This is a genomic window from Dickeya sp. ws52, from assembly GCF_007210685.1.
In the GTDB taxonomy this organism is placed as follows: Bacteria; Pseudomonadota; Gammaproteobacteria; order Enterobacterales; family Enterobacteriaceae; genus Dickeya; species Dickeya chrysanthemi.
The window spans coordinates 34,601-48,232 of sequence record NZ_SZVX01000022.1; the positions used below are offsets into that span (position 1 = coordinate 34,601).

The following is a 13,632-nucleotide window of genomic DNA, read 5'->3' on the forward strand; positions in this document are numbered from 1 at the left end:
TATGGCGCTTACTAAAGCTGAAATGTCTGAATACCTGTTTGAAAAGCTTGGGCTCAGCAAACGGGATGCCAAAGAGCTCGTCGAGTTGTTCTTCGAAGAAGTGCGGCGTGCTCTGGAAAATGGTGAGCAGGTTAAGTTGTCGGGGTTTGGCAACTTTGATTTGCGGGACAAGAACCAGCGCCCGGGACGTAACCCAAAAACCGGCGAAGATATTCCGATTACGGCGCGTCGGGTCGTTACGTTCCGTCCAGGGCAGAAATTGAAGAGTAGGGTGGAAAACGCATCACCCAAAGAGTCTTGATTTGACAAAAAGGCCGCATTAGCGGCCTTTTCCTTTTGCAGAATCGTCTGAAAGTATCGGCGATTTCGGTTCTCTGGCTGTTCGCTCTCGCGGTGGTGCAGCAGGGACAGGCTTGCGATCATCCAGCAGGTGTCGAATGGCCAGTATGGGGTGGTGCAACAGCATTCTTGGTCCAGCCCAGCGCATAATAGCTTTAATGGCTTCCCGTTTCGCAGGTTGGTAACAATGAATCGGGCATTGTTTGCAGGCTGGCTTATTTTCCCCGTAATAGCACTTTTGCAGCCGTTTCAAGGCATAATCCTGCAGCCTGGCATAATAATCCGCATCATCGGCAGGCGCTGGAAATGACCTTTCATACAGCGCGAGCATGGCCCGAATAGTACGAATTTCGCGTTGGATACGTTTACCGGGGGAGGTCATTGTCGTGTTCCCGTGATGATTTTTAAATTGCATTATAAATGCCATTTAATCGGCAAACTTTGTTCTGGCTCAGCTTAACCCTTAACCGACTTCGCGTGTCGCCAACCAGGACAATAGCGACCCCAGCGTTACCATGATTACTCCCTGCCAAAAAGCGAATGTAGGAATAGTTTGCAACCACAGCGTCGCCATCAACGTCGTCAGTATTGGGGTAAAGTAAGAAGCCGTGGCCAGTAACGCCATGTTGCCTCGTTGAATGCCGGTATCCCACGCAGCATAGGCCAGAGCGGTTGAGGCTCCAATAAATAACAGCTCCAATAGGGTTCGCGTTGAAAATGAGAACGGCGGGACATCGCTGAGCAGATATTGCCCCCATAAAACCACGGCGGTAGTGATAAAGAACAACAGAATGCCGCTTTTCCCGTTACCGAAGCGGCGTGAGATATTACAGTACAATGCCCAGACCACAGCAGCGGCTAACGCCATACCATAAGCCGGCGGATTAGCGCTGATATTTCGCCACATCAGTGTGGGCGTCCACTCGCCATTGCCTTTCAGGATCCATAAAATCCCCGCGATCGACAAGGCAAGGCCCGGCCATAGCCACAACCGGCTTTTTTGTTGATTGATAAACAGTGAAAACAAAATGGTCAGGCAGGGCCACAGGTAATTAATCATCCCCAGTTCCATTGCCTGCAGGCGGTTTTGCGCCAAACCAATCGATAACGAAAAGCAAATTTCGTAGCTGACAAACAAGGCGCCGCCAAGCAGCAGGTAGAGCCGTGCATGGGAGCGGAAAACGGGGCGGTGACCAAGCAACAGCAGGCAGAGCGCACTGACGGTGTAAATCATGGCCGCGCCGCCTAATGCCCCCAACGCTTCAGTCAGGCTACGAATCACCCCAACAGAGGTGCTCCAGAGTACTATCGCCAACAAACCGGCCAGCGTTGCACGCCGAGGAGTTATGAGCATCATTAATGGCTATCGACTATCACATGACGAGAAAACGGGCAGGTGCCACCAAGTAGCCTCTGCCCGGAGAAATTGGAGAAATTAAGGCTATCAACGCCAGAAGTCATCAAAGACGGTAATCGGCGGGCGACGTTTGTGCTCGGTTTTGCGATACCAACCTTCGATGATAGCGACATCAATCGGCTCAAGCTGTTTGCCTTCCAGGTAGTCGTCGATTTTCTCGTAGGTGATGCCGAGTGCCGTCTCATCCGGCAGTGACGGGCGATCGTCTTCCAGATCAGCCGTTGGGGCCTTGGTATAAAGGTGTGATGGACACCCCAGCAGGTTGAGCAAGGCTTTGCCCTGTCGTTTATTGAGGCGGAAAATCGGGTTGATATCGGTGCCGCCGTCACCGTATTTGGTGAAGAAGCCGGTGACGGCTTCCGCCGCGTGATCGGTACCGACAACCAGTCCGGCATTCATACCCGCGATACTGTACTGGGCTTTCATGCGCTCACGGGCTTTTTCGTTACCCTTAACAAAGTCAGACAGCTCAATACCGATGGCGCTCAGCGTCGCTTCACTGGCCTCCACCGCCGGTTTGATGTTGACGGTCAGCACCTGATCCGGCTGGATAAACTGAATTGCATCCTGGCAGTCTTGCTCATCGGCTTGTACGCCATACGGCAGGCGCACCGCGATGAAGCGATAATCGGCTTTGCCTGTTTCCTGGCGCAATTCGGTAATCGCCGTCTGGCATAATTTGCCGGTTAACGTTGAATCCTGCCCGCCGCTGATCCCCAAGACCAGGCTTTTGATGAATGGATGAGCCTTCAGATAATTCTTTAAAAAATCAACGCTCACTCGAACTTCCTGTGCTGGATCGATGGTGCTTTTCACCCCGAGAGCCCGAATAATTTCTTTCTGTAATGACATGTCCACCCCTCCTGAACTTATTGATGTGTCAAAACAATTACCCACATCACCAGAGAGTAACGTTAATTCCGACGGAACAAAAGAACAAGAAAAAGCAGGTGGATTTACATCGGATCGGGGGCTTTTTCGTCAACGATCAGCCGCTTGAAATAGAATCGCCGATTTGAAAAAGCGGCATTGACTATCTAGTCTTAGCTGCACCGATAGCGAATGAGGTCATTCCATGAAGAAAAATAATTTATTCATGTGTATCGCGGTAAGTGCCCTGATGCTCTCTGGGTGTGTGGCTTACGATCGTGCCGAAAACTTCTTCACTAAACCGGTGGTGAAGGAGGTGAAAAAGGGCATGAGTCGCCAGGAAGTGAATCGAATTGCCGGGCCGGCATCGACACAGGCTACCATGCTTCATGCCCGGGGCACCTGTAATACCTATGTGCTGGGCACCCGCGACGGTAAGATTCAGTACTATTTCGTCAGCTTTGATGAGACGGGGCATGTATTGAACAAAGGGTTCCAGAGCTGCCAGGAATACGATACCAATCCCAAATTCTGATCGGAAAAAATGCCGGAGGGGAAAACCACTCCGGCATTTTTTATGACGTCGAAACAGAGATTAACGGTGAGTTAATGCCGTATCGTCATTCCGATTGAACACGTCTTTATCGGTTTGTTTTAGCCACTGGCTGGTCAGCGTGCCGGCTGTCATTGACCCACTGACATTGAGTGCCGTGCGCCCCATGTCGATTAATGGCTCAATCGAAATCAACAGGGCAACCAGTGTGACGGGTAATCCCATCGCCGGCAGGACGATTAGCGCGGCGAAGGTAGCGCCGCCGCCGACACCGGCTACCCCCGCGGAACTGAGGGTGACAATGCCTGCCAGGGTGGCGATCCACATCGGATCCCAGGGGTTGATGCCGACGGTCGGCGCGACCATGACGGCCAGCATGGCTGGGTACAGCCCGGCACAGCCGTTCTGACCGATGGTCGTGCCAAAAGAGGCGGCAAAACTGGCGATGGATTCCGGCACACCGATACGGCGTGTCTGAGCCTCAATATTCAGCGGAATAGTGGCGGCGCTGGAGCGACTGGTGAAGGCGAAACTTAGCACCGGCCACACTTTGCGATAAAAACGGGCCGGATTCACGCCGGTCATCGCCAACAATAGGGCATGTACGCCAAACATCAATCCCAGACCGAGGTAGGACGCCACAACAAAACCGCCCAGTTTGAGAATATCCTGCAGATTGGAGCTGGCAACCATTTTCGTCATCAGCGCCATTACGCCATAAGGTGTGAGGCGCATCACCAGCCGAACCAGTTTCATTACCCAGGATTGCAGGGTATCAATCGCTGTCAGGACGCGTTCGCCTTTTACCGCATCGTCTTTTAACAAGTGCAATGCCGCAACGCCGAGAAACGCGGCGAAAATGACCACGCTGATGATAGACGTCGGGTTGGCGCCGGTCAGGTCGGCAAACGGATTTTTAGGGATAAACGACAGCAATAGCTGCGGTACGTTCAGGTCGGCGACCTTGCCGGCATAGCTATTCTGAATGGTCGACAGGCGAGCACTTTCCTGCGCGCCTTGTACCAACCCGGAAGCGGTCAGGCCAAACAGATTGGTTACAAAAATACCAATTAAGGCGGCGATCAGCGTGGTAAATAGCAATGTGCCGAGTGTAAGCAGGCTGATTTTTCCCAGCGAGGAGGCGTTATGCAGCCGGGCAACGGAATTCAGTATCGACACGAACACCAGCGGCATCACAATCATTTGCAATAATTGTACATAGCCGTTGCCGACAATATTGAACCAGGCAATAGACTGTTTGATGACAGGATTGTCATCGCCATAAATCAGGTGTAATACCAACCCAAACAGGACGCCGGTTATCAGACCCAGCAACACCTTTTTCGACAGACTCCAATTTTTATTACCGCAATACCCTAGTGCAAAAAGCAGCACAGCAAAAACAACCACATTTATTATCAGCGGAAAATTCATCCCACTACTCCTTTTTTAATGTTCATCACCGCTACGCCTGAAAAAACGTAGCCAGCGCAGTAGCATAGCAGGTCTTGTATATCGCGGTTATAGAGATAACCAACATGGATGGTCCGGAATGGAATAACGAAACGGGTGGTTATTAAGGTGTCAGTAACTGATGTAACTGCTGCCCGACCTGTTGTAGCCGCCGTGCAGGTTCGCCGTAATGCCAGGATTCAAGTGGTTGCTGCGGTTGAAATAGCATAAACAAAATCAGCCCGACGCACAGTAAGCGTTCCAGTTGATTGCCTTTGTCGCTATTCAGTAAAGGCAGACGAAAGCGCCAGCGGCAAGGCCACAAGAGCGGTACACCCGCTGTTGTCAGCATATCGGCGGCGATATGGCTTAAATACCCAACGATCATCGCGTGATAGACATCGCCCGGTAAGGGCCAGTCTGCCGGCAGTCTAGTGCGGATGACATAGACACCCATCACGATTGCCAGCAAGCTATGCGTAAAACCACGATGCCCACACAGCCTGGCAATGGGGACGGAAATCCATTTCAGGCGTTGGCCGAGAATAGACTTCGGGTGGTCTATGTCGGGCAACAAGGATGTCAGCAAGGCGGCTGGGATAATATGCCACCAGTCGCCTGCTGCCAGGGCAGGCGATAATTCTGCTTTTTTTGCGAAGATTGCGCTGGCTACGGCAAACAGGAGGTGGCCTTCCGCGGTCATGAAACATCTCAAAAACTGTCATTTTATACAGTATAAGAGATTGTCATCAGCGGCGGAAGGTGCATTGCTGTCGGCAGCGATAATTTATCTGCTTGATTCCCCCGCCTTTTTATCCAATTGCAGTGATTTTATCCAGTTATTCAATAGCTGCGGCCAGGCTGCGGCCGGCAGCCCGACGGTACCACGGATACCGAAACCATGTTTTCCTTGTTCGAACAGATGGATTTCAGCCGGAATCTTGTTCTCCCGCAATGCCGATAGCATTACCAGACTGTTGTCTACGGATACGGATGGGTCGTCAATCGCATGGACTAAAAATGTCGGTGGAGTTTGGGCGCTGACTTGTTTTTCTGCGGAATAACGTTCGATTTGGGCTTCACTGGGATGTGACCCCATCAACGCCTTGCGGGAGCCGGCGTGGGCAATATTTTCCTGCATAGAGATAACGGGGTACATCAGCACCATAAAATCAGGGCGGGCGCTTACGTGGTCGATTTCATCCTGAGCGGGATAAACGGTTTGTGCAAAACGGGTACCCAGACTGGCGGCGACATGCCCGCCTGCGGAGAAGCCCATAATACCGATACGTTGTGGGTCAATACGCCACTGCGTGGCATGGGAACGCAGCGTACGTATCGCTCGTTGAGCATCGGCCAGCGGCGCATCGGCACCTTCCTGATGGCCGTCAGCCGGCATACGGTAGGTCATGACGAACAAGGTGTAGCCTTGTTGGGTAAAGTATGGGGCTAAATCACTACCTTCCTTATCCAGTACGACGCGTTGGTAAGAACCGCCAGGGGTAATTAATAGCGCTGTGCCATTAGGGTTGTCCGGTACATAAACCGTGATTTCCGGGCTGCGAATGCCCGTTACGGCGCGATCCGGCCAGGCTGGGTCTTTGCTGCGCTCGACCACTTGCTGTTGTACCGATGACGTGATGGCGCCGGGTGCTTCACCTTGCGGCCATATCGGGAAGGTGGTCTCGGCAAGGCTGAATCCACTGACAGACATAATAAGTGTTCCTGCAATTATCTTTGATAATGACATAACAGTTTACTCATATATTCAGGGTTGATGGTTGGATGGGGGTGGTCAGATTAATAACACTAGTATGAAGGCGAAGGAGATAAAAAAACAGGTAAACATTTCATCGAAGAGAATAAAATGTTTACCCAAAGTGGCGAATAATATGATTCCCGAGAAGGGACATCGACACAGAAATTTAAAAAGACGAATTGATGGTTTGGTTAATTTCCACTGGATATTAACCTGGATAATAAAGATTCCATATTGCAGTCATTTTTATTATCCATTTTGACGCCTTATTTCAGGCGTCACAGACAGCGATTAGAAGCTATATTGCACGCCTACACGGTAACGGGTCTGACGTTCGTCAGTGGTTTTAGAACCAGAAACGTTGCCTAACTCAACATACGGTTTCCAATTCTTATCCCATTTATAAGACAATTTCACACTATGGGTGATGTCATAATTATCGTTGTCAGAAAGGACTGTTTCGCCGGAGGTGCCTTTCTTGTATTCCAGCTCGTAACCGAGGGTATAAACATCCAGGAAGTTATAGTCGATATTACCGGTTAAAGTATAACCTTTGTCCATCGTACTTTTACGATCCTTATCATTGATGTTCTCACTGTTACGTTTGAAATAAGGACGATAGCGTAAAGCGACAGACAAATCATCGGTCACATTAGCCCGGCCACGAAGATAAGGACGGTAGTTGTTGTTGGAAGATCCTGATTCTAAAGAAAACCCTGGTTCGATAGAAAAGACGTCGTTGAATTTATACACGTAACTGGCGACAACTTCGGTGCCGTTGCTGACCTGTTCGCTAAATGGTCTGTTTGGGTTACCGTCCTTGCCGGATTGAGCCCATTTTACTTCGGAGGATAATCCAAAGCCATTCGCAAAACGGTGAGAGATTAACAGACGGTCTTTATGACCAACTTTAGCGTTATCCGTCATTTCATGACGATAATCGATGGATACAGCCAGAGCATTAACGCTAATCAGAGATGCAACAGCCAAAGTTAATAATTTAATCTTCATTGTACTTTCCCTATAGATATACAGATAAAGAAAAAGAATAAAAAAAATAAAAACGATGTGTTCTCATGGAACGAGTTCTATTTTATGGATTATTTAATTTTGTTTTGTGATCTTGATCTTTTAGAATCACAATAACTTCAAAATGATTTCAAATTGTGACGATGATCGGCAATATGATTCTGTTTGTTTCATTTTTAATAAAAAAAGCCCCGGCACAGAGCACGGGGCTTAGAGAAATAACCAGTTGGCAGTTATTCTTTCATGGCGCGTTTCAGAATACGATCAGCCTGACGTTGGAAGTATTTGGCGGTTTCTTCCACTGATTTCTGACCATAATCGATATATTGAATGGCATCACCAAACAGGGCGACGATTTGCGGATCGTCGAAATAAGGCGATGTCTTGGTTTCATGCGGTAAGGACAATGCCTGGTTCAGGCCCGCTACCGACGGGTCGTTGTCTTTGATGACGCCATCGGCACGCAACTGAGCAACGGCTGCTTTGCTTAACGGCACGCCGCGTTCCAGCCCCAGCGCCTGAATGCCTTCTTTACTGTTCAACAGGTAGTTGATCAACATAGCGGCTTCTTTCGGGTGCTTGCTGGACTTGCCGATAGACAACATCTGAGCTGGTTTAAAGAATAATCCCGCTTCTTTGGCACCCGGCAGCATGGGGTAGGCACCCAGTTCCAGTTTGGCCGGCGGCTGCAGGTTATCGGAGTACTTGGTGATGGTGGAGTTCCACATGTACGTGCCACCCCAGTCACCGGCAATCCACGGCTTCATTTCATACATGTTGCTCTTGCCGAACGAAGCGTAGTATTTCGCAGACGGCATGACGTGGCCATCAACCAGCTTCTTGTACATCTCGAAGAACTCTACCCATTGCGCGTCGGTATAAGAGAATTTCTTGTTTTTCTCGTCCACCGCCGGAATGTTGTACTTCTGTACCATGTAAGAATTCAGCAACGCCAACGAGTCCTGATGCTCCAGCACCAGCGGATAGAATTGGTCGCCCAGTTTTTCTTTGAAGACTTTGCCTGCATTCACCAGTTCATCCCAGTTTTTCGGGGCGGTCAGGCCGGATTTCTTCCAGGTTTCGGTGTTGTAATAGAAGACGCGGGCCGTCACGGAAATCGGAATCCCGTTCAGTTTGCCGTCAACCGTCGTCGCCTGCAGTTCTTTCGCATCAAACTGCGACAGATCCAGCACGTCTTTCGTTTTGTTCAGGTCGTAGAAGCCATCACCGGTACGGGAGAATATCGGCAGCCAGTTCCAGTTGGTCTGCATTACATCAGGCTCGGTATTACCCGCGATCTGCGTGGTCAAACGAGACAGATGTCCATCCCAACCGGTGTATTCCGCTTTAACCTTGATATCCGGATATTTTTTCTGGAATTCCTCAATGGCTTTTAGTGTCACCTGGTGGCGACCGTTACCGCCCCACCATGACATACGCAATTCAACTTGCTCAGCCGCAAAGGACTGATGTGCCATCAGTGCAAGAGAAGAGGCAATCAATGTGCGTAGGATCACTTTTTTCATCGGTTATACTCCTGTTAAAGAGAGATATTTTGTTCTGTTTTGGCATCAAAAATATGGCATTTATCCATATCGAACTTGAAATACACCTGACGATTCAATCCATTGTTGATAATCACCCGTGCTTCGTCTGACGGCATACGGCTGGTCAGTTCAAATCCATCAACCTTGATGTACATGAAGAACTCATGGCCCATGTTTTCGGCACGCACCAATTCACCCTGGAAATGACCGCCGTCGAACGGCGATTCAGATACCGTGACATACTCTGGGCGAACGCCGAAGCAGATATCTTTACCAATGTAACCGCGAACTTTGTCTTGCTTCGACTGGTTAAGACCCATGGTGTATTTGCCTACCTGCAGCGAGATCTGTCCATTATCTTCCAGCAGCTTGCCGGGTTTGATATTCATTTCCGGCGCGCCGATAAACCCGGCGACGAACATGTTTTTCGGGAAGTGGTACAGATTATCCGGCGTATCGACCTGCATAATGTGGCCCAGCTTCATGACGCAAATACGGTCACCCATCGTCATGGCCTCGGTCTGGTCATGGGTCACGTAGACGCTGGTGGCCGGATGGCCGCTCTTTTTCAACTGTTTGTGCAGATCCGAGATACGGATACGCATTGAGGCGCGCAATTTCGCGTCCAGGTTGGAGAGCGGTTCGTCAAACAGGAACACATCCGGTTTTTTGACGATGGCGCGGCCAACAGCCACGCGCTGCGCCTGACCGCCGGACAACTGGCGCGGCAAGCGATCCATCAATTCTTCCAGTTCCAGAATCTTAGCCGCTTCGTTAACTTGCGCTTCGATCTTGTCTTTCGGCATCTTGCTGAGTTTCAGGCCAAAGGCCAGGTTTTCGCGAACCGTCATGTGCGGGTAGAGCGCATAGTTCTGGAACACCATCGCGATGCCGCGATCTTTTGGTGCCAGATTGTTGACGATTTTTTCGCCGATGCGAACTTCGCCGCCGCTGATGGTTTCCAGCCCGGCCAACATGCGCAGAGTGGTGGATTTCGCACAACCAGACGGCCCTACGATAACCATGAATTCGCCGTCTTTGATCGTCAGGTCGATACCGTGAACTGCTTTGAAACCGTTGGAGTAAACTTTTTCCAGTTTGTTGAAAATGACTTCAGCCATGATAAATCCTCAATTAACCTTTAATTCCGCTGCTGGTAACGCCCTGAACGAAGTAGCGCTGAGCCATGAAGAAAATAATGATGGACGGCAGAATGGAGATACTCGCCATTGCCAGAATTTCGTTCCACGGTGCGCCTTCTGTTACGTCGATAGACATTTTCAGAGCCAGCGCAATCGGGTATTTGTCCACGCTGTAAACGTAAATCAGCGGGCCGATAAAGTCGTTCATTGACCACATGAACTGGAACAGCGCAACCGAAATGATGGCCGGTTTCAGAATAGGCACGACGACGTACCACAATACCTGCCAGGAGTTACAACCATCGATCTGTGCGGCCTCTTCCATATCACGCGGTACGCCGCGCAGGAACTGGATCAGCATGAATACAAAGAACCCATGCGTAGCGAATGCGACCGGCACATACAACGGCAGATAGCTGTTCAACATGCCCATTTCACGGAACATGATGTACTGCGGAATCAGTAACACGGTACTTGGCAGCAACATGGTGGCGATCAGGGTCGCGAACCAAAAGTTTTTCCACGGAATTTCAAACCGGGCAAAACCATAAGCCACTATGGTGGAAGAGATAACCGTCAGCACCACTTTCGGAATCACATACTGGAAGGTATTGATCATGTAGTGACCGAAGTTGTACTCAGTGCCGGTTTTCCAGCCGTTGATAAAGCCATCCCAGGTGGCGTGTGCCGGCCACAGGCTGAGGGTCGTGAAAATCTCATGGTTCGGTTTGAACGATGCAGAGAACATCCACGCCAACGGGTAGAGCATCAGAATGCCGACGAACAGCAAAATAATGTAGCGGATGGCCGCATTGATTTTTTCACGGCGCAGCGTGCGGCGAACTTCTGCCGCAGCGATACTCTGCGCAGACAGTGGGGAATGAATATCAGCCATTTTTTCCTCCTTTATCGGCGGAATAGAACACCCAGTATTTAGACGATTTAAAGGAGATAGCGGCGAATACGGCTACCACCAGGAACAGCACCCATGCCAGGGCCGCGCCGTACCCCATATCGAAATACTTGAAGGCCGTATCATAGATATAGAGCGAGAACAGATAGGTGTAGTGGGTTGGGCCACCACCGGTAATGACGTAGGGCGCGGTAAATTCCTGAAACGCTTGCGTCGTCTGCATAATAAAGTTGAAGAAAATAACCGGTGTAATCAGCGGTACGGTGACTTTCAGGAACATCTGCCATTTCGATGCGCCATCGATCATCGCCGCTTCATACTGCGATTGCGGTACGTTTTGCAAGGCAGCCAGGAAGATCACCATCGCGGAGCCGAACTGCCAGACACGCAGTAAGGTAACCGACATCAGCGCCAGCGACGGTTCACCCAGCCAGTTGACCGGATCTAAACCAAAGACGCCGATAAAACTGTTCAGCAACCCGTCGATGGCGAACAAGGCGCGCCACAGTACGGCGATAGCCACGCTGCTGCCGAGAATCGACGGTACGTAATAAGCGGTACGGAAAAAACCGATTCCGCGTAACTTGAAATTCAGCACGAACGCAATAAGCAGTGCAAAAATCAGTTTCAGCGGGATAGTCAAAAAGACATAAGCAAATGTTACTCCCATGGATTTCCAGAAAAGATCGTCCTCCATAAACATCCGGTGGTAATTTTCCAGACCGGTGAATGTGGGGGGACTCATTAAATCGTACTCAGTAAAACTGAGCACAAATGATGAAAGAAAGGGGAAAGCAGTGAAAACTATCAACCCTATTATATAGGGAGAGATATAAGCTAACCCCAGCATTCTGTTTTCATTCATAATGCCTACCTACTTTAGTAATGGTGAGTCTGTAAAAAATAAAATTATTGGATTAATTTTTCCGGGTAAATAAATTCCGTGTCATAAATAACTCGGCTTTCTCCATTAATACGGTAGTCGCCATGAATATATCCCCCCTGAGTTAAAATAGCAGGTATCTCTGACCATTTATTTCTGCAGGCGGCTATCAGCGTCAGCAGAATGACCGGGAAAGGATCGTCAAGTCGTACATAGCGATGATGTTCTGATCGTACGAATAAACCGTGATGGAAATAGCGTTTGAATAAAATTTCCGCCATCTGCCAGGCGTATTCCGCCCACTGCGCCGATTGTTTGGCCTGCGCCAACTCGGTAATCGCCAACAGCAAGAACGGCGAGGCGGATTGATGAATACCTTGTTTCTCCAGCCGCGAGAGCATCGTGACGATCAGCGTGTACAGGTCGTCATCATCGCTCAGGCACCAAGCGCGTACCAATGGCAGCAGGTAATCGCCTTCCAGTGGGAAAGGTTGCAGAATGGTGCCTGCTTTACCGTAGTAGCCATCACGTTTGAAGCAGTAGCCGGTCATGTCCTGACCGTCATTCCACATTGGCCGCAAGCTGTTACTATCGACATCGTAAGCATACTGATAGTAGTTTTTCAGGCCGGTGATCACCCAGGTCAGCATGTCCGTGTCGGGATGATGCTGTAAAATATCCAACATAGCCAACGGGTTATCGATCAGTAGCGGGCGCATATCGCGAAACAGTACGTTGGCCTCACGGGCTATCGCGCCAAATTCCGGGCCGAACTGCCGCTGTGCGCGGTCGCCAAACCAGGATTGGGTTTGATTGTCATCGGCGGGTACAGGCTGGCGCTGTAATGGCGAGCTGAATTGATAAACCGGCATACCGGTTTCCGGGTTGCGCGCCAACACATACTGTCGGTAGAGATGCTTACCCCAGTTTGCCGCATGTACATCATCGTTGTGACGAGCATAAACGAATGCGGCGTAGATCAGATCGGTTCCGGCATTAACAAAGGTTAAGCCCTTGGTTAACGGCAGTTCAGGCCATTTGGCAGGGTCTACCACATCATGGCGAGTATGCAGAAAGACATGCGGATCGCGCGGTCTGGCGTAATCGCCATGGCGACCTAAATCCAGGCAGTCCCAATTCTCTACATGCGCATTCCAGAAGCCCTGAATAAAATGATGGGTTTTTTCCGGATTAACCTGATACAAAAATTCGTAATAGGGCAAATGGTGTTTTAATTCATGCACCAATGATTTGGATTCTGGACCTTCGGTGGTCAGCGTATCAAGATTAATAAAACGATGACCGCCCCAATAAAAAAGCCCGCTGTTGTCATCGACAAAATGATCCAGAAAATACTCGCACTGAGAAAAAGCAGACTGGCGATATTTTTCCGTTTCTGTGACGACGCTCATAGATACTAATAATTTCAACCAGTTTTGCTGACTGGCGAAGTTGGATATCGGTGCGTCATGACCATCGGGAAACTGCCAGACAACTGGAGATTGTGTTTTTATCTCAAATCCGTCAACCAATAACGGCGTTGGATTGATCTGACTGTGGCCGCATTGTTGAATTTTTTCAATATGGCTGTTAATCGCCGACAACCATTGGTCGATTTGCCATTTTCTGCTGGTGTTCAAATCAGTAAAAATACTCATGGACTACCTTCTTGCAGAACTGGAGGAAACAGTTCCTTATAAATAGAAACATTGTTTTGATTGATTATAT

General features: G+C 49.6%; 14 protein-coding genes. 2 read left to right on the plus strand and 12 right to left on the minus strand.

Annotation, left to right across the window (positions count from 1 at the left end; genetic code table 11):
• Position 1: 1 nt before the first annotated feature.
• Positions 2-301, plus strand: a complete 300-nt coding sequence (gene ihfA, locus FDP13_RS18280) for an integration host factor subunit alpha (protein WP_012769674.1) — start codon at positions 2-4, stop codon at positions 299-301.
• Between the two features lie 18 nt (positions 302-319).
• Here ihfA and FDP13_RS18285 read toward each other — a convergent pair whose 3' ends face one another.
• From FDP13_RS18285 to nadE, 3 genes are all read right to left on the minus strand, one after another.
• A complete protein-coding gene (locus tag FDP13_RS18285; RefSeq protein ID WP_143840079.1) occupies positions 320-754 on the minus strand; it encodes a nitrous oxide-stimulated promoter family protein in 435 nt (144 codons plus the stop codon).
• A gap of 48 nt (positions 755-802) precedes the next feature.
• Complete coding sequence (yddG, locus tag FDP13_RS18290) at positions 803-1,696, minus strand: aromatic amino acid DMT transporter YddG (protein WP_081979818.1); 894 nt, start codon at positions 1,694-1,696, stop codon at positions 803-805.
• Between the two features lie 87 nt (positions 1,697-1,783).
• Positions 1,784-2,608 (minus strand): ammonia-dependent NAD(+) synthetase, encoded by an 825-nt coding sequence (gene nadE / locus FDP13_RS18295; protein WP_033577537.1) that lies wholly within the window; start codon positions 2,606-2,608, stop codon positions 1,784-1,786.
• Positions 2,609-2,831: 223 nt separating this feature from the next.
• Between nadE and osmE the strand changes: the two genes are divergently transcribed.
• Complete coding sequence (osmE, locus tag FDP13_RS18300; protein WP_012769678.1) at positions 2,832-3,161, plus strand: osmotically-inducible lipoprotein OsmE; 330 nt, start codon at positions 2,832-2,834, stop codon at positions 3,159-3,161.
• 60 nt (positions 3,162-3,221) lie between these two features.
• Here osmE and FDP13_RS18305 read toward each other — a convergent pair whose 3' ends face one another.
• The 9 genes from FDP13_RS18305 to pelW form a co-directional block, all read right to left on the minus strand.
• Positions 3,222-4,613 (minus strand): L-cystine transporter, encoded by a 1,392-nt coding sequence (locus FDP13_RS18305; RefSeq protein WP_143840080.1) that lies wholly within the window; start codon positions 4,611-4,613, stop codon positions 3,222-3,224.
• A 142-nt stretch (positions 4,614-4,755) separates the two neighbouring features.
• Complete coding sequence (locus FDP13_RS18310; RefSeq protein WP_012769680.1) at positions 4,756-5,334, minus strand: metal-dependent hydrolase; 579 nt, start codon at positions 5,332-5,334, stop codon at positions 4,756-4,758.
• A gap of 84 nt (positions 5,335-5,418) precedes the next feature.
• Complete coding sequence (paeX, locus tag FDP13_RS18315) at positions 5,419-6,345, minus strand: pectin acetylesterase PaeX (RefSeq protein WP_370512561.1); 927 nt, start codon at positions 6,343-6,345, stop codon at positions 5,419-5,421.
• A 336-nt stretch (positions 6,346-6,681) separates the two neighbouring features.
• The gene (gene kdgM, locus FDP13_RS18320; protein WP_143840081.1) at positions 6,682-7,401 is read right to left on the minus strand and encodes an oligogalacturonate-specific porin KdgM; all 720 of its coding nucleotides are present in this window, start codon (positions 7,399-7,401) and stop codon (positions 6,682-6,684) included.
• A 251-nt stretch (positions 7,402-7,652) separates the two neighbouring features.
• Positions 7,653-8,945, minus strand: a complete 1,293-nt coding sequence (locus FDP13_RS18325; RefSeq protein ID WP_033577541.1) for an ABC transporter substrate-binding protein — start codon at positions 8,943-8,945, stop codon at positions 7,653-7,655.
• Positions 8,946-8,959: 14 nt separating this feature from the next.
• Positions 8,960-10,087, minus strand: coding sequence for an ABC transporter ATP-binding protein (locus FDP13_RS18330; RefSeq protein ID WP_143840082.1), 1,128 nt, complete (start codon positions 10,085-10,087; stop codon positions 8,960-8,962).
• A gap of 13 nt (positions 10,088-10,100) precedes the next feature.
• Positions 10,101-11,003: a carbohydrate ABC transporter permease gene (locus FDP13_RS18335; protein ID WP_012769685.1), complete on the minus strand. Its 903-nt coding sequence runs from the start codon at positions 11,001-11,003 to the stop codon at positions 10,101-10,103.
• Complete coding sequence (locus FDP13_RS18340; protein WP_012769686.1) at positions 10,996-11,886, minus strand: carbohydrate ABC transporter permease; 891 nt, start codon at positions 11,884-11,886, stop codon at positions 10,996-10,998. The genes FDP13_RS18335 and FDP13_RS18340 overlap by 8 nt, the downstream gene beginning before the upstream one ends.
• Before the next feature lie 44 nt (positions 11,887-11,930).
• A complete protein-coding gene (gene pelW / locus FDP13_RS18345; protein ID WP_012769687.1) occupies positions 11,931-13,562 on the minus strand; it encodes a pectate disaccharide-lyase PelW in 1,632 nt (543 codons plus the stop codon).
• Between the last annotated feature and the right edge of the window lie 70 nt (positions 13,563-13,632).

Excerpts from the sequence above, each read along its gene's own strand:
- FDP13_RS18285 (WP_143840079.1), bottom strand. The coding sequence starts at position 754 with ATGCAATTTAAAAATCATCACGGGAACACGACAATGACCTCCCCCGGT.
- FDP13_RS18330 (WP_143840082.1), bottom strand. The coding sequence starts at position 10,087 with ATGGCTGAAGTCATTTTCAACAAACTGGAAAAAGTTTACTCCAACGGT.
- yddG (WP_081979818.1), bottom strand. The coding sequence starts at position 1,696 with ATGATGCTCATAACTCCTCGGCGTGCAACGCTGGCCGGTTTGTTGGCG.
- pelW (WP_012769687.1), bottom strand. The coding sequence starts at position 13,562 with ATGAGTATTTTTACTGATTTGAACACCAGCAGAAAATGGCAAATCGAC.
- FDP13_RS18340 (WP_012769686.1), bottom strand. The coding sequence starts at position 11,886 with ATGAATGAAAACAGAATGCTGGGGTTAGCTTATATCTCTCCCTATATA.
- FDP13_RS18305 (WP_143840080.1), bottom strand. The coding sequence starts at position 4,613 with ATGAATTTTCCGCTGATAATAAATGTGGTTGTTTTTGCTGTGCTGCTT.
- paeX (WP_370512561.1), bottom strand. The coding sequence starts at position 6,345 with ATGTCTGTCAGTGGATTCAGCCTTGCCGAGACCACCTTCCCGATATGG.
- kdgM (WP_143840081.1), bottom strand. The coding sequence starts at position 7,401 with ATGAAGATTAAATTATTAACTTTGGCTGTTGCATCTCTGATTAGCGTT.
- FDP13_RS18335 (WP_012769685.1), bottom strand. The coding sequence starts at position 11,003 with ATGGCTGATATTCATTCCCCACTGTCTGCGCAGAGTATCGCTGCGGCA.
- ihfA (WP_012769674.1), top strand. The coding sequence starts at position 2 with ATGGCGCTTACTAAAGCTGAAATGTCTGAATACCTGTTTGAAAAGCTT.
- osmE (WP_012769678.1), top strand. The coding sequence starts at position 2,832 with ATGAAGAAAAATAATTTATTCATGTGTATCGCGGTAAGTGCCCTGATG.
- FDP13_RS18310 (WP_012769680.1), bottom strand. The coding sequence starts at position 5,334 with ATGACCGCGGAAGGCCACCTCCTGTTTGCCGTAGCCAGCGCAATCTTC.
- nadE (WP_033577537.1), bottom strand. The coding sequence starts at position 2,608 with ATGTCATTACAGAAAGAAATTATTCGGGCTCTCGGGGTGAAAAGCACC.
- FDP13_RS18325 (WP_033577541.1), bottom strand. The coding sequence starts at position 8,945 with ATGAAAAAAGTGATCCTACGCACATTGATTGCCTCTTCTCTTGCACTG.